General features: G+C 53.9%; 14 protein-coding genes. 9 read left to right on the top strand and 5 right to left on the bottom strand.

Annotated elements, in window-relative coordinates:
* Positions 1 to 322 precede the first annotated feature (322 nt).
* The 4 genes from ACQ9LF_RS08010 (at position 323) to ACQ9LF_RS07995 (ending at position 4648) form a co-directional block, all read left to right on the top strand.
* A complete protein-coding gene (locus ACQ9LF_RS08010; RefSeq protein ID WP_462488866.1) occupies positions 323 to 1444 on the top strand; it encodes a DegT/DnrJ/EryC1/StrS family aminotransferase in 1122 nt (373 codons plus the stop codon).
* 269 nt (positions 1445 to 1713) lie between these two features.
* Entirely contained in the window at positions 1714 to 2028 is a 315-nt protein-coding gene (locus ACQ9LF_RS08005; RefSeq protein ID WP_462488865.1) for a hypothetical protein, read from the top strand.
* A gap of 383 nt (positions 2029 to 2411) precedes the next feature.
* Positions 2412 to 4124, top strand: a complete 1713-nt coding sequence (locus tag ACQ9LF_RS08000) for a GspE/PulE family protein (RefSeq protein ID WP_462488864.1) — start codon at positions 2412 to 2414, stop codon at positions 4122 to 4124.
* Positions 4121 to 4648, top strand: coding sequence for a hypothetical protein (locus tag ACQ9LF_RS07995; RefSeq protein ID WP_462488863.1), 528 nt, complete (start codon positions 4121 to 4123; stop codon positions 4646 to 4648). Before ACQ9LF_RS08000 ends, ACQ9LF_RS07995 begins: the two co-directional genes overlap by 4 nt.
* An 11-nt stretch (positions 4649 to 4659) precedes the next feature.
* Here the strand turns inward: ACQ9LF_RS07995 and ACQ9LF_RS07990 are convergent, their stop codons facing one another.
* From ACQ9LF_RS07990 to ACQ9LF_RS07980, 3 genes are all read right to left on the bottom strand, one after another.
* A complete protein-coding gene (locus ACQ9LF_RS07990) occupies positions 4660 to 5763 on the bottom strand; it encodes a glycoside hydrolase family 43 protein (RefSeq protein ID WP_462488862.1) in 1104 nt (367 codons plus the stop codon).
* Positions 5764 to 5851: 88 nt separating this feature from the next.
* Positions 5852 to 6736: a bifunctional methylenetetrahydrofolate dehydrogenase/methenyltetrahydrofolate cyclohydrolase FolD gene (gene folD / locus ACQ9LF_RS07985; protein ID WP_462488861.1), complete on the bottom strand. Its 885-nt coding sequence runs from the start codon at positions 6734 to 6736 to the stop codon at positions 5852 to 5854.
* Positions 6737 to 6833: 97 nt separating this feature from the next.
* Positions 6834 to 7175 (bottom strand): cupin domain-containing protein, encoded by a 342-nt coding sequence (locus ACQ9LF_RS07980; protein ID WP_462488860.1) that lies wholly within the window; start codon positions 7173 to 7175, stop codon positions 6834 to 6836.
* 179 nt (positions 7176 to 7354) lie between these two features.
* Here ACQ9LF_RS07980 and ACQ9LF_RS07975 point away from each other — a divergent pair, with 179 nt between their 5' ends.
* The 5 genes from ACQ9LF_RS07975 to ACQ9LF_RS07955 all read left to right on the top strand — a co-directional run bounded on the left by ACQ9LF_RS07975 (position 7355) and on the right by ACQ9LF_RS07955 (position 11526).
* Positions 7355 to 8359 (top strand): hypothetical protein, encoded by a 1005-nt coding sequence (locus ACQ9LF_RS07975; RefSeq protein WP_462488859.1) that lies wholly within the window; start codon positions 7355 to 7357, stop codon positions 8357 to 8359.
* A 67-nt stretch (positions 8360 to 8426) separates the two neighbouring features.
* The gene (locus ACQ9LF_RS07970) at positions 8427 to 9104 is read left to right on the top strand and encodes a prepilin-type N-terminal cleavage/methylation domain-containing protein (RefSeq protein WP_462488858.1); all 678 of its coding nucleotides are present in this window, start codon (positions 8427 to 8429) and stop codon (positions 9102 to 9104) included.
* Positions 9101 to 9937 carry a metal ABC transporter substrate-binding protein gene (locus ACQ9LF_RS07965; RefSeq protein ID WP_462488857.1) on the top strand — a complete coding sequence of 279 codons (837 nt, stop codon included), beginning with the start codon at positions 9101 to 9103 and terminating at the stop codon, positions 9935 to 9937. The genes ACQ9LF_RS07970 and ACQ9LF_RS07965 overlap by 4 nt, the downstream gene beginning before the upstream one ends.
* Positions 9937 to 10725, top strand: coding sequence for an ABC transporter ATP-binding protein (locus ACQ9LF_RS07960; protein ID WP_462488856.1), 789 nt, complete (start codon positions 9937 to 9939; stop codon positions 10723 to 10725). Before ACQ9LF_RS07965 ends, ACQ9LF_RS07960 begins: the two co-directional genes overlap by 1 nt.
* A 3-nt stretch (positions 10726 to 10728) precedes the next feature.
* A complete protein-coding gene (locus ACQ9LF_RS07955) occupies positions 10729 to 11526 on the top strand; it encodes a metal ABC transporter permease (RefSeq protein ID WP_462488855.1) in 798 nt (265 codons plus the stop codon).
* 6 nt (positions 11527 to 11532) lie between these two features.
* On the opposite strand, the gene ACQ9LF_RS07950 is transcribed toward ACQ9LF_RS07955, so the two are convergent.
* Both ACQ9LF_RS07950 and ACQ9LF_RS07945 read right to left on the bottom strand, forming a co-directional pair.
* Positions 11533 to 13299, bottom strand: coding sequence for a formate--tetrahydrofolate ligase (locus ACQ9LF_RS07950; RefSeq protein WP_462488854.1), 1767 nt, complete (start codon positions 13297 to 13299; stop codon positions 11533 to 11535).
* A gap of 286 nt (positions 13300 to 13585) precedes the next feature.
* Positions 13586 to 15448 (bottom strand): LamG-like jellyroll fold domain-containing protein, encoded by a 1863-nt coding sequence (locus ACQ9LF_RS07945; RefSeq protein ID WP_462488853.1) that lies wholly within the window; start codon positions 15446 to 15448, stop codon positions 13586 to 13588.
* Positions 15449 to 15559 lie beyond the last annotated feature (111 nt).

Below are 15559 nucleotides of genomic sequence, written 5' to 3'. Positions count from 1 at the left end.
AGAATTGGTTTTTTCCATGCAGCACATTGCGTAATTGGTTGAAAAATGACGATATTAGTCTAAAGCATTTAGCAGGTTAAGTCAAACGCTTTTTGAAAAGGGCAGGTTTTGTTTTTGTATGAAATGCAGAAACTGGCAAATGTATGTCGATTATTCATTTTGTCCGTCTCTGGAATCAGCGAATGAATCTGTAAATTTCTTATAGAAAACTCCCAAAGTATGGTCTATAATAGTACTTTTTATAATATTTCTTTCAGGCAAGTGTTGCCGTGAGTACGGCCATCGTTTGCTTGTACTTTTGTAAAAAGGAACGAGGTTGTCTATGAGCATTAAAGTCCCCTTGAGCCGGCCGGATATTACCGAAGCCGAAATCGAAGCCGTAACCGACGTACTGCGGACGCCGAATCTCTCGCTGGGCCCCAAGCTGGGTGAGTTCGAGAGAGCCTTTTGTCACTACACCGGGCGGAAATATGCTGTGGCGGTCAATAGCGGTACCAGCGGTCTGTATCTGTGCCTTCAGGCGATGGGAATCGGGCCTGGCGACGAGGTCATCTCGACGCCCTTTACCTTTATTGCCACGACGAATGTGATTTTGATGGTGGGGGCCAAGCCGGTTTTGGTGGATATTGACCCGGATACACTGAATATTGACCCGAAAGCCATCGAAAAGGCGATTACGCCCAAAACCAAGGCGATCATTCCGGTTGAGGCGTTCGGCAGTCCTGCGGGCTTTGATCAAATTTATGAAGTTGCCAAAAAGCATAATCTGCTGATTCTGGAAGACAGCTGCGAAGGATTAGGCTCGATGCTCAATGGCAAAAAGGTCGGTACGTTTGGGGATATGAGTGTTTTTGCTTTTTATCCCAACAAGCAGATGACCACCGGCGAAGGCGGCATGATTCTGACGGACAATGAATCGTGGGCTAATCTGTGTGTTTCGCTGCGAAGTCAGGGGCGAGGAGCCGGCGGCGGCTGGCTGGCCCATGAGCGTCTTGGCTATAATTATCGGCTGAGTGATATAAACTGCGCTCTGGGGATCGTGCAGCTTTCTCGAATTGAAGAATTTGTCGAAAAACGTCGGGCGGTTGCGAAGATGTACCAGCAGCTTCTGGCCGGGGATGATCGGATTATTGTGCCGCAGGAGCCTCAAGGTGCGAGGATGAGCTGGTTTGTATTTGTGATTCAGTTGAAGGGCTATACCCAGGAGCGTCGCAATGCCGTGATGAAAAAACTGACAGAGCGTGGTATTCAGGTCAGCAACTATTTCCCGCCGGTCCATCTGCAGCCGTTTATGATTGAGCGGTTTGGTTACAAGACAGGGGATTTCCCGCATACCGAAACGATTGGACAGCGGACGATTGCGCTGCCATTCCACAACAACCTTTCGGCAGAGGAAGTCAAGCTGGTCTGTACCGAGTTGAAAGCATGTCTTGATACGATGTAATTGGGTTTGAATCTGTTGACGGAGACAGAGGTTGCTGCCGGCAGCCGCTGTCTCCGTTTTTGTTTTGGGGATATTCTTTGGGGTCGTTCTGAGCGTCCGATAACACTTCGATAATCGGTTTGCTGAGCCTCTTTTGCCGCGTTGTGGAATGTCTTGTTTTTTGGATTGTCCAAATTGACCTGACGGGAGTTATTTCTTAGCTTTTAGATGTGGGGGCCGGTAGAAACCGAATCGGCCAGATACAAACGAGGTTTTATCGGGAGAATCATATGGGCCGTTGGCGAAGCAGGATATTGTGTGGACTGATTATGTATTGTGGCGGTTTTGCAACAGCCATTTATTACCTGGCTCCTGTTTCGCAGGATGCGGCCGACAGGCCCCCAAGGCAGGCGGTCAGTCTGAGCTGGCCGGGCAAGGCGGCCCTCAACAGCCAAGCATGTAAAGCCATTGCCGGACAGGTTGGAGACAAGATGCGTAATGTAGTCACCTTCGCCGAGGAACAGGCCAAACGAGTCGCGGAGTTATACAAGACGACCCAGGCCTGTGCAGATGAAACCAGCGGCACACGTGCCGCCGCCGATTAACAGCGAACTCCCTGTTTTCGGTATCGAACGCGCAGTCTTGTGTTTCCGCTGATGGGACATAACACTTCGCCGCAATGCCGGGTGCACCGATTTGATCGATGTACCCGGCATTCTCTTTTGGTGATTGCACTCTGGACCTGAGCTGTCCGACAGGAAAACCGCATTGGGCAGGTAATTTTAGTTGCAGATAACCGCTTTTCAGGGTATGGTTTAATACTAAACAAATATATTTTGCCGCGAGGATGGCCACAGAACCTATTGAAACCGTACTGAGCCGCGCCTCGGGCAGACAATGTCATCCAGAATCGGTATATTTCCAGGTTCCTATACTAAAAGGAGACGGGTGTGGGTCCTGAAGGGGATAGCTTGATGGAGCGGATTGAATGATGATGGGTCAGGTTGATTTGTTATTGCCGCATTTACCCTACAGCCCAGTAAAACTGGCGCTGCTGGTGGCCTGGTTCTGTCTGTGCCTGTACAGTATCCGTCGGACCTACCGTAGTCCCCTGATTTCCGACCGTTTTACGGATGCGGCTTGCCTGGCGGCCCTGTTTGTCGGACCGCTGCTGCTGATTATCCTGTTCATTGTTGATACCATTTGTCAGATTGAAGATGGCCGGATGCCGCTGCGGCGGGTTGTGCCTTATGTGTTTCACACGATTTTCCGTGTGGAACCTCCTGAAAGCCCTTGTGTCCAGTTGATGACCGATGATGGCCAGAGTCTCGATCAGGTACTTGGCCACACAGCACCTGCTGATACAGAACCGCAAGAACACCAAACGTCATTGCCAGCGGACGACACGCCCGCGCCACAGCGGCCGGTGGTGGTGGATCTGCTCGGAGATGCGGGCCTGCCCGGGAAAGAACAGCCCGCCTTGCCCGAAAAGGCATCGCAGCCGGTTCTTGAGCATGCGGGGGATTCGGTTGTTGAAATGCAGTTCCGTACCATCGTGGAAGCCTTCTGTGCTGAGGCGATGAAACGCAAAGCCAAGTGGATTATCATCGAGCCGGATATTGCTGGCGGCTATCAGGTTGGCCTTGAAATCGGCGGGCGATACCATCGCTGGCAGCAGCTTATGCCCCGCGAGGCTGCCGGGGTGTTGTCTCTGGTTCGAACCATGGCAGGCATGCCGCAGCATCCCAAAGAGGGCCGCCCCGGGACCTTTACCGGCAGGTCAGGCGGCGTCACGGCCTATTTTCGTGTGCTTGAGGTCTGTGCCCTGGCAGGGCAGCGGATGACGATTCGTGTCTATCATTCCGCACTGACTCCGCCCAAACTTGACCAGCTTGGCTATACTGCCGCCCAGCTGGCACAGATCCAAAAAGCCCTGACAAAAGACAGTGGTCTGATTCTGTTTTGCGGCCCGGCTCGCAGCGGCAAAAAAACAGCTCTGTATTCCGCTCTCGATTCGGTGCGCAGCCTGTCACGCCATATCGCCACCGTTCAGGAGCAAATCGAATTTGCCATGCTGGGAATCAACCAGACCCAGCCGCCCGCTCCGCGGTCGGTTGCGCAGATGCTGCATACCCTCGAACAAACCGATGCCGAAGTGATTATGATTGATTGTCTGGCGGATGCGGATACGGCACAGATGGCAGTTCGTCTGGCACAGAACGGTCGGCTTGTTTTAGCTGCTCTGGATGCGTCTTCTGCGGAAGCCGCCTTGGTGAAATTGACTGACTGGGGCATTCCCGCCCCGCAACTGGCTCAGGCGGTAGTGCTTATTTGTGCCCAGCGGCTCGTGGCGTGCTTGTGTCCGGTATGCAAAGTCAGGGCCCAGCTTAGCGAGTTTCAGCAGGATTATCTCGGAAATAAAAAGATTGGTACCGGCAGTATCTATGCCCCCGGCGGCTGCTCGGACTGTTTCCAGACCGGCTATATGGACCGGGCAATTCTGGCCGAAGTCATTGAGATGAATGAACCCCTGGCTCAGCAGCTTCGCGATCCCCAGTTCAACGCTGCCCGCCTGGCTGCCGAAGGCAATGACCGGATGTTCCATTATCTCCGCCGTGAGGGGATGCAATGGGTGCTGGCCGGCAAAACCTCCATGCAGGAAATCAAACGCATTATTCAGGGACTGGAGGGTAAATCATGATTGTGATTCTCTTTTTGCTCATATGGGTTGTTCTGGGCATCAAGGCAGGGGCCTATCGTATGGCAATTCATCTGTTTTGCCTGGTTGTGGCAGTGTATGCCGCGGTGATGTCCACGCCGTTTCTGCTGCAGGCCGGCCCCAAATTCTTTCTGCCGGATTGGGTTGCTGCCCTGATTTGTCTGTGTGCCGTCGGTGGTCTGATTTTTGCCGGTCTGGATTATTTCCTGTTCCGATTTTTCGTGCGGGGGGCGGATAGCTATTTCCGTCCGCTGGTGAAAATAGCCGGCGGCGCTGCGTTTGGTCTGTTGTTTGGCCATATTCTGTGGGGCTGTCTGCTGATGCTGTATTGCATGACGCCGTTATCTCGCTGGGAGTCGGCGGAAAAATTCATGCCGCGTCAGAGTGCCTGTGCCTTTGCGTCCGTATCTGTGGCCCGGGTCTGTCAGACTGTCGCCTCGATCAGCCTGGACTATCCCGACGTCGATCCAAAAGATATCACCCTGACTCTGATGGAACTGCAATAGACCGCCAGCGGTTACGGTTTTGAATCGAAAAAGCTCAAATCCCACTCATCCCGCCACCGCAGAATTGGTCTGTTGTCTTCAAACTCAATCGGCAGCCATACATACCGCCCGTCGATGGCATTTTGCGGACGCCAGCGGTCGGCCATAAAGATAAAACACCCCGGCTTGTTGGGAAGCGGCAAAACGTAGGTGCTCTGGCTGTCGAAAGTCGTCTCGGTTTTCTCGCCCTGACAGGGATTGCCCAGTTCCTTCCACGGTCCCCAGATGGATTTGGCCACCGCCGAATGGGCCGGATTGGGATTCCAGCCTGTGCATTCCGAGCCGATAAAATAGTACAGCCCATGGTGCTTGAAAATCGTCGGAGCTTCCATGTGGCCCCGCGGGAAGATCCGTACGTACTTGCCCGCGGGTTTGAGATAGTCATCCGTCAGCAGCGAGATATGAAGGGTATAGTTTTCCTCCGCTGAGTAAATATGATATGCTTTGCCGTCGTCATCGACAAACAGCGTCATATCCCGCGACATCTGCCCGCCTTCAAAATCCCGTGCCAGAAAATTGTCTTTTCCCGGCTGTTTGTCCTGCTCGGTCACATTCTCCGGCCAAACCCCTGCATTCGGACGCAGTGAATATAAATACTGATACGGCCCGGTGACTTTATCAGCCACTGCCACACCCGCACGTGCAGCGGTGTAGCCTTTGCCCCGCAGCTCCAGGTGAAACCACATGACAAATTTCCCTGTCTTGGCGTTGTAGATGACCTTGGGCCGTTCGATGATACACCCGGCGGTAATATCATGACTGGGGTCGTCCCTGACCACCGACAGGGCAACCCCTTCGTTCTTCCAGTTGTACAGATCTTTGGACGAATAGCATTGCACCCCGACCCAGGCATTATTGCCGCGGCGTCCCTCGGTCTTGTGCTCGCCGAACCAGTAATAGGTGTCCTCATGCACCAGGATTCCGCCGCCGTGGGCATTGATGTGAACCCCGTCCGTATCCGGCCAAAGCTGGCCGGGCTTAAAGCTCTTCAGCGGCGCAGCAGGAGGCTGGTCTGCTGAGGTATGGAGGGTGATAAAACAGACATAGACGAGAATTCCGCTCAATATTCTTCGCATAAGGCATTCTTTCCGAAAAGTATATAGCCGGTCCCCTGATGGGGAGTTTTTCTTTCAGATGCCCACGGAAGAACCGTCGTTACAGCAATTACTTCGATAAAGTTTTTTCCGCCGACAGTACGGTATTGAACAGCAGCATCGTAATCGTCATCGGCCCGACACCACCAGGCACGGGGGTAATTTGTGAGGCCTTTTCTTTAACGCCTTCAAAATCCACATCGCCGACCAGACGAAAGCCGCTTTTTTTGCTGGCATCATCAATCCGGTTGACGCCGACGTCGATGACCACCGCTCCGGGCTTGACCATCTCAGCAGTAATCGTATTGGGTCTGCCGGCTGCGGCGATGACAATATCTGCCCGGCGGACATGCTCGGCCAAATTTTTTGTTCGCGTATGACAGATTGTTACCGTGGCATTGCCGGTAGGGGCCTTCTGAATGAGCATATTGGCTACCGGTTTTCCGACAATATTGCTGCGTCCGACCACTACCACCTCGGCCCCATCCAGTGTCACGCCCGATCGGACCAGAAGCTGAATGACTCCATGCGGTGTGCAGGGCAAATAGGCTTCCTGCCCGACAACCATTCTGCCGACATTGACCGGATGGAAACCGTCCACATCCTTTTTCGGGTCAATCGCCAGCAGCACCGCATCTTCATTGATATGTTTGGGCAGAGGGAGCTGTACCAGAATCCCGTGTATCTTCGGGTCCTTGTTGAATTGGTCGATGATGGCCAGGAGTTCGGCTTGTGTGGTTGTGGCCGGAATGCGGTTATCACTCGAATAAATACCGATTTCCTCACAGGCTTTCTCTTTTGCTGTAACATAGGATTTCGACGCGGGGTCATCGCCCACCAGGATTACCGCTAATCCCGGTGTAACGCCTTTGGCTTTCAATGCTGTAACCTTTTGCTTTAATTCTTCGCGCATCTGGGCGGCGATCTGTTTTCCGTCGATAATCCGAGCGGTCATATAGCACTCCGATATAGGTCTGATTTCAAGTTCACGTCACTGCCCGGTATTGTAGGGCCAGAGGTTCTGTTTTACAAGGCTCAGCTGACAACTTTGATTAGATCCTTGTCTGCAGGATGGGGGTTACACAATAGATATAAACCAGCGGCTCGGTACCGGTATTTTTAATGTTATGCAGCGTGTGCGGCGGTACATACAGAATCTTTCCATAACCGACAGGAATAGTCTGGCTCTGGTCTTGCCCCAGATATGACGTACCCTGCCCGGCCAGAAAAACCAGTTGCTCCTCGTGGGCGTTGGTCGAATGCTGCCCGCATTCCTGCCCCGGCAGCAAATACACCCGCCCAGATCGCATCCCGCAGGTCTGGGGAGTGCCTCGCAACAGGGGTTGATACTCCTGAGTCTGGTTTAAATCGATGGTAAATGCTTTGTTGTCCATGCTCCAAAATCCTCTAAGTCCTTGTTTTTAATTGTATTATAAAAAACGCCAGAGGGCGTTATTATAGCGGATTTATGCTTGACTGCGTAGCAAATTCCTGATATTTTTATGCGCAGTAGCAAAAATGGAAGAATCGTATGCGCATTATAATCAAGAAATTCACGTTGGAGGGTGGTACGATGAGAGCAGCAAAATGGGTATCTTTATTGGCATGTCTGTCTTCAACTCTGGTGTATGCAGCAGATGCAACGATAGCGGAGGTTACGCATCGGCAATTACAGGCCGTTAACGCCAACGGGGTCGGCACCTATTCGGCTACAGATAAGGTTGTTTTTGAGGGGATTGTCTTAAATTCCCCCGAAGAAATGCTCAACCCCGCCCCCGGTGCAGGCTACATGGGTGGCCAGTGGCAGGTCTATATTCAGGGTGAAGGGCAGGACCATGCCGGCACGGCCATCTGGCTGGGCCAGTATTACAGCAAAGTGACCAGCTCTGATGATTATACCGATGCCGAATTGCTGGATGAACTGTGGCGCATCAATACCGACCCGAATACCGGTTATGTCTTTACACCCGGCGATCGTGTCCGCGTAACTGGGTGGTATAAATTCTACAAAGGCAAGATCAATTGCAATGAACAGCACGACAAAGCTCCATTCAAGGATTTTACCATCGAGCTGGTCAAGCCTGCAGTCGGACTGCCTGTCGCTGAGGCTGTTACACTGGATCAGCTCAAAGACGCAAATAACCAGTATATCTTTGATCCCAGTCGTCTGACCGGCCCTGAATATCATCAGGGGTGTCTGGTTCGGCTGGAGAACGTAACCATTGTGGATCCCGAAAACTGGGGTCCGAATAAAACGGTTACTGTAGCCGACGGCTCGGGCAGAACCTTTCCGGTCCTGCTGGGGCTTGGTGATGGTTTCCGGCGTTATGCCTGTCCCACAGGCCTTATCGATGTGATTGGTATCATGGACCAGGAAAGCAGCAGCTATAACGTATGCAAGGACGGCTATCGTATATGGGTAACCAATTACGACGGCAATGGTCTGGTGCTGACCCATCGCGGATATAAGCGCGGCAATCTGCCGGGCGATATCAACGGCGATTTCAAAGTGGATATTATCGATTTTGCTGAACTGGCGGGCAATTGGATGAAGTGCACGCCGGGTTTGTGTCAGTAGCCAAACCGGCCTATTGACAAAAAAAACCAGGATTGCGGCTCATCGAATGCCGCCGGGAGTCGTGAAGATGACCGTAAAAAAGGGATTTACGTTAATCGAGCTGTTGGTGGTGCTTGCCATTGTTGGCCTGCTGATTGCGATTGTGATGCCGTCACTGAATCGAGCCCGCCTGCAGGCCAAAATCCTGAGTACCAATTCGGATTTGCGACAAATTGCCCTGGCGCTGGAGTGTTACCATACCGAGCACCGCAAGTATCCGCCCACGCGTGAAGACTGCGGATCAGGGTCTCTCAAAGACCATTTATTCCAGCTTCCCGCCGAACTGACCCGCGGCGATTATCTGCCTGCCAAAAGTCCCGACGAAGCGATGAGTGTTGCGATGGAAGACCGGTTTCATCCGGGACGTACCTATAAATACCGCAGTGTCGGCGAATGCATCCGCGACCGGGATATTATCGATAAATGGACCAAAGCCCGGCTGTGGACACCGAATGGGTTTCCCGCTGCCAGCAGCCTCGACACAGACAAGGGGCAGTGGCACAGCGATATTGAGTCGTCTCCCATCAAATGGGTGGTGTTCAGTGTGGGCCCGAATTTTGATGAAGACTGGCTTTTGCGGACTGCCGCCAACCGATACCCGGTACCCAAAGAGCTTTGGTTTGGCTACACCCAGCGCAAGGGCTTTCTGGTTCGGATGCGTCTGAAAAACGGCAGTGAGATCGGTTCTTTCGAGGGGAATCCATGAATACGACCTGGGCTTCGGCAGCGAGGGTGATGATCGTTGTGATGCTGGCGTGTCTGGGTGGATGCAAAAAGACTTTGCCGCCTTCGGCAGGACAGGACGAGATTGCCGTGGCCAATGCCTATCTTGGGGCGATCGTGCGGGATCTTTGCGGCGATACCGTGCCGGTTTTTGATTTGGCCCCGCCGGGGATGTGTCCGGGGCATTTCGATATGACCCCGTCGCAGGCCTGGCGGTTATATCAGGCCCGCGTGCTGCTGGTCTTTGATTTTCAAAGCAACGTAGCCAAAGTACTCGACCGAAAAACCGCCAATGCCCCGAAGGTGATTACGCTCAAACCCGGCCCTGGGATGTGTATCCCGCAGACCTATTTGGCGATGCTCGACGAAACAGCCCAGGCACTTGGCACACTCTATCCGGATAAGTGTGAGCAGTTCCGGCTGCGGCAGGCCGAAATCAAGGAGCGTCTGGCACAGCTTGAGCAGGGCGTTAAAGCCCGCATCGAACAGGCGGGATTGACTGGCCTGAATGTGTTGACCTCACGCCATCAGGCGGAATTTTGCCGCTGGCTGGGATTAAATCCTGTGGATACCTTTGCCGGTAGTGACACTGAAACTGCCGCTCAAATCAATCAGAATCTGAGCAACACCGGCCGCAATCCCATCGCCCTGATTATTGCCAATCAACAGGAAGGGACGCAGCTTGCCAAAGCCCTGGCGGAGCATCTGGCTATTAAAGTGGCTGTCTTCAGCAATTTTCCGCAAGGGGATGCAAGCCCGGCGTTTGATGCTCTTGTGACCCGTAATGTCAATGCTCTTATCGAGGCGGTTCACTGATGGCGGGGATCAGTCTGGATGTCAAGGGGGTTACAGTCGTCCGTTCTTCCCGCACGATTCTGGATATTCCGCGGCTGCAAATCCCCGCCGGTCAGTTTGTGCACATTATTGGTACCAATGGTGCCGGCAAGACCACCCTGATGAAAATCCTGTGCGGTCTGCTGGCGCCCGACACCGGTCAGGTGCATTTCGGCTCTGCCTGCCTGACAGCCCTGAACCCCTGGAGCAAAAGCAATCTCCGCAGGCACATCGGCTATATCCCGCAATCCGCCGAGTACAACAGTCATCTGCCGTTTACCGTCCGCGAAGTTGCCGCCATGGGGCGCAGCAGTGTCAAGCCGCTGCTGACGCGCCTGACTCGCAGCGATTACGCAATCGTGGACCAATGGCTGGAGGCTGTAGGGCTGGCCGACCAAAGCCGGCAAACCTTCAACAGCCTCTCCGGCGGCGAACAGCAGAAGGTCTTGATTGCCCGGGCGATGGCTCAGCAGCCGTCGGTTTTGATGCTTGACGAGCCGACCTCCAATCTCGACATCAACTGGAAGCTGCAAATCATTGCCCTGATCCGCCGTCTGACCGCCGAGCTGAATCTGACGACGGTGATGATATCTCATGATATCCAGTCGCTGCTGCGAAAAGAAGATCGTACCGTCCTGCTCCATGCCGGACGGGTGGCCATCGACGGTCCGGCCCAGACGGTTTTCGAATCCAGCCTGGTGCGGGATATCTATCCTGGCCTGACGCCTCAATGGAACCATGGCCTTGACTCATTCCCCGGAGGCGATTAACCGATGGATTCCTTCTTCTATACGATTATTCTGGCTGGTGCGGTGGCCGGGGCATCGACCGGATTCCTCGGGGTTTATCTGGTCGGGATGCGTATTCCCTTTATCGGTATCTGTATCTCCCATGCCGCGATGGCCGGGACTATCCTTGCGGTGCTGTTCGGGATGAATCCGGTTTTGGGGGCGATGGCGTTATCGGTACTGATGGCAATGTCGATGGCCGCCATCCCTCCCGAAAAATCCCGCCTTGATACGAACGCGGGCCTTGCAATTCTGTTTTCTCTGATGCTGGGGCTGACATTTCTGGGGATGGGTCTGGTCAAAGACAGCCGTAATGAAATCCTCGGCCTGCTGTGGGGTAACATCCTGTTTGTCAGCGGCGAGTCGGTTGTGGTGATTGTCGCAACCGCCATTGTGCTGGCGGTCTTTGCGATGCTGTGCAACAAGGAATTAAAAGTCATCCTGTTCAGCCGTCAGATTGCCGCCGCCACCGGGGTGCATAGTGGTCTGGTGTACGCTCTGTTTCTGGCCCTGTGCGGGCTGATTATCTCCATCAATATCAAGCTCATCGGCGGCATGATGATTTTCAGTTTGATCACCAATCCTGCCGCTGCGGCCTATCAGCTTTGCCGCGGACATCGTTCGCTGGTTTTAACGGCAACGGTTTTCGGGATGCTGTCGGCGGTTGTGGGGTTCGGCATTTCATTCTATCTGGATTTGCCGACCGGCGCCTGCATCGTTCTGGTCAGCACGGCCATTTTTGGCTTGTCGCTGCTGGCCCGTCGGTTACGGCAGGGCGACTGAGCCGCCTTAGAACAGGCCCCGCACCTTGCCGGTCTTGACGTCCACATCGATACGGCGGAAGGCCGGGTCGGACGCTGTTCCGGGCATCAGTTTGATGTCCCCGGCAATCGGCACCACATAGCCCGCCCCCTCATAGACCATCACGTCCCGAATCGGCAGCTCCCAGCCGGTGGGCCGGCCTTTCAAATCCGGATCATGCGACAGACTCAGGTGCGTCTTGACCATACAGGTTCCCAGCGAGCGGATGTGCGGCTGGGCATCGAGCTTTTTGATTTTGGCTAAAGCCTTTTCCGAATAGGTGACGCCTTTGGCCCCGTAGATTTCCGTGGCAATCAATTCGATACGCTGCTTAAGCGGCATGTTCAGCGAATACAGATATTCAAACTCGTGTTCTTCCTGTGCCATTGCCGCGACTTTCTCGGCCAGTTCAATTGCACCTTCTCCGCCGCGCAGCCAGTGGTCGGATACCGCCGCTTCCGCCCCGGCCTGCTGGGCAATGGAACGCACCAGGTTCAGCTCCGCCTCGGTATCGGTGTAGAATTTATTGATGCACACAACCGGGCGAATGCCGGATTTGCGGACAATCTCGATATGGGCGACGAGGTTCTCGCAGCCCTTTTCCAGCAAGGCGAGATTTTCCTGCTTGTATTCCGGCGCCAGCGGGGCTCCGGGTTTGACGGCAGGGCCGCCGCCGTGCATCTTCAAGGCCCGCACCGTGCAGACCACGACCACTGCGTGCGGTTTCAGACCGGACATCCGACACTTGAGATTCCAGAATTTTTCAAAGCCGATATCCGCAGCAAAGCCGCTTTCAGTAACGACGTATTCGCACAGCCGCGTAGCCACCAGGTCCGCAATGATGCTGCTCTGGCCGATGGCGATATTGGCAAACGGGCCGGCGTGAACGAGAATCGGCTGGCCTTCGATGGTTTGGACAAGATTGGGATTGAGCGCATCGACCATCCAGGCCGTCATGGCGCCATCAACCTCCAGGTCTCGAGTCGTTACAGGATTGCCCTGTTTATCGTATGCGACGACAATTTTGGCCATCCTCTGCCGCAGGTCGGCCAGGTCTTTGGATACCGCCAGAATGGCCATCACTTCGCTGGATACGGAAATCTGGGCGCCGGATTCCATCTCGACCCCATCCATCTTGCCGCCCCGGCCAATCACGATATTCCGCAATGCCTGGGCACAGAAATCGATCGCCCATTTAATCTGGACATTAGTCGGGTCGATGTCCAGCCGGCGGAGACCAATCTTGGCCAGCTTTGCATCGTCATAGTTTGCCTCATGCTGCATCCGGGAAGTCAGCGCCACCATAGCCAGGTTGTGGGCGTTGGTTACACATTCGATGTCGCCGGTCAGGCGAATGGAAAAGGGCACCATCGGGATACATTGCGACAGGCCGCCGCCGGCTGCGGAGCCTTTGATGTTAAAGGTCGGGCCACCGCTGGGTTGACGAATTGTGCCGCAGACTCGCTTGCCCAGCTTGCCCAGACCCTGTACCAGGCCGATGGTCGTGGTGGTCTTGCCCTCGCCCAGCGGTGTGGGGGTGATCGCTGTCACATCGATATAGCGGCCGGTCGGAGCGTAACGCAGCCGCTCCAGCACCTTGGCGTAGTCAATCTTGGCCAGCTTCTCGCCCATCGGCAGCAACTCCCCATAGGCCAGCCCGAGGTCGCGGGCAAGCTGATACAGGGGTTTCATATTCTCCTCGGCCAGCTCGGCGATTTCCCAATCCTTCAGCTTGGTTGGATCCAGTTTGGTCATTCTATGTCCTCATAAAAGACAGAAATAGGCTAATTTATCTCGACTCCGCCTGTTACACTACTCTTTGTATCGTTTAAATTGTCTGATGACTATCATAAGTCGATGTTTTTTTGATACTTTTTTGCTGAAATTGCTGTTTTTGAAAGGTTTACAGCAAAATTGGGTTCGTTTGGTTTCTTCAGAGAGATGCCTTGTCCAGGATAAAAGGTGGTTTGGAGCGAAGGCTGGCGAGCGGGTGACGGGGGGGGAGCATTGTTGGTTAAAGCCCATTTAGAAGGATTATGTGTTATTGTGGACAGGCCGGATAGAGTTTGCATGACAGCCAGTCAGCAGCCAGCCCTGGCAAGTCGGCGGTATTGTACAGATCGAGCCAGCCTTGAGCGACAAGGGCAAAATCCAGCAAGTCAACCCGGCAGTCCGGCTGGCCATTGGGGCCGGTCAGGTCAAAGGCCGAGGTGAAATCCAGGATGCAGACACTTTTTGTCGTAATAGCATAATAAATATCCGCGACTTCAGTGTCAGTCATTGGGTAGTTATAAATCCGCAGGTCGTCCATAGCGGCCGTCAGTGGCTGACTGCCATCCAGCGACGAGCCGATATTCAAGAGGGCGGTTGTCTTTTGCGGTATCGTCCAGGGGCCTTCGGCGATGCGGACACCATCTGCGTAAATTCTGCCGAGCGTTCCGTCAAATACGGCACAGATTTGATGCCACTGGTCATCGGTCCGGATGCCTTCGGCTGCAGTGATATCATTTTCGGCTGTCGAAGATTTCATCCATACATCTTCGGCGGCCCCGTTGGGATTCTGCCAGTTGACCCAAAAACTGATAGTCATTGTGCGGGTTCCAAGCGTAGGGTCGAAGGCTTCGGTCTGTGCCAGGCCGTTTTGTGAATCGATCAGGACTGCACCGCCGGGTTTGCCATCAGCTCCGGCGGTAAAGACCGGAAAACCGGTTGCCTGGGCATGATGGCCGCCGACTCTATCCAGATACCTATTGCCCGAGAAATCCGCCACATCGAAAGACCAGTAAGCCGTCATCCCGAGGACCCGCAGTTGGGCAAAATGGCTTTTTGCCTGAGCTTGAGCGTTACTGACTATGCAGTAATAGGTTCCGGAGTCTGACGTCGCGAGGGTCTGGAATGTCAGGAGGGTCGTATAAGTATCTGAACTGGAATCATACGTGGTGGTCAGGGTGATGTCCGGCTCGGAAGGCAGTATTTCAATATCCCCCCGGGAATCTGCTTTAAACCATCGGACAGATGGAATCAGGGGACTCTGGAAAACGGCTGTCAGTTGGGCCGGTTGCGGCTGTTTGGCGATCACATCGGCAGGGTGTGTTACAAAAGCCGGGATATACGGATTGGAGGTAAACAGCATATCATCAGGCCCGCGGGCAATTGAACTGATGCGGACTTCATCGATTAATCCTTCAAAATTTTCGCCGGGGTCATTGCGGGCTTCATTGCCGATGGCAAAATCCGGGGCGAAATTCGGATTGATATCGCCGGACATTTGAAACGATGCCAGCTCGATAGCGGTGGTCGTTTCGACATCGAGTTTGGTCCAGTAGAATTTCAGGTTACCGGCTGTGCCTTGCTGGCCGTTATAGGTAACCGCCACATGATACCACTGACCGGCCTGATAAGCATGGTCGCCGGTCGTTGGCAACGCAGCGAGAAATTGATTGCCGCTGACGGACAGATTATTGAATTCAAGCTGGCCGGCTGTGGTGATTCGGAACTGCCAGCTTCGGCTGGCGTCCTCATCATCACCGGAGATGATTTCCATATGGTTTGGGATTGCGGTGATTGCGACAAAAGGTTTAATAATTGCTTCGAATGTAAAGGCACCGTCGGCCCCGGTAAAATAGGTGCCGACCAGCTTCTCGTCGAGGTAGGCAATGGCGGTATTGCCGCCGGTGAAGGTATCCAGTGCCGTACCGAAACCGGAGTAAGAAGCGGCGTTGGCGGTGGCATTGGACAACGTGAAGTCCAGGGCGCTGGAGGCGACAGCGTCGCGGGCATGGCCGTCAAAATGATACAGGTGAAGGGTATGCTCATCCACCGAGTACGGCCCTGGAATAATGGCATAACCACGGATGCTTACGAATCCGATCAGCAACAGGATGATATTATGGATAGGGTTCATGGCGGTTCCGGTTAATTGTCAGTATGCGGTCTGGAACACGGGTTGGGTCTGACATCAGTTTTTTCGGTAAGGTTGACTACAGCCGCCTGAAGCATTTGACTTTGTTGCTGG

Origin of the sequence: Anaeroglomus insulsum (genome assembly GCF_050689095.1) — a bacterium.
In the GTDB taxonomy this organism is placed as follows: domain Bacteria; phylum Planctomycetota; class Phycisphaerae; order Sedimentisphaerales; family Anaerohalosphaeraceae; genus Anaeroglomus; species Anaeroglomus insulsum.
This window is presented reverse-complemented; position numbering and strand designations above follow the sequence as displayed.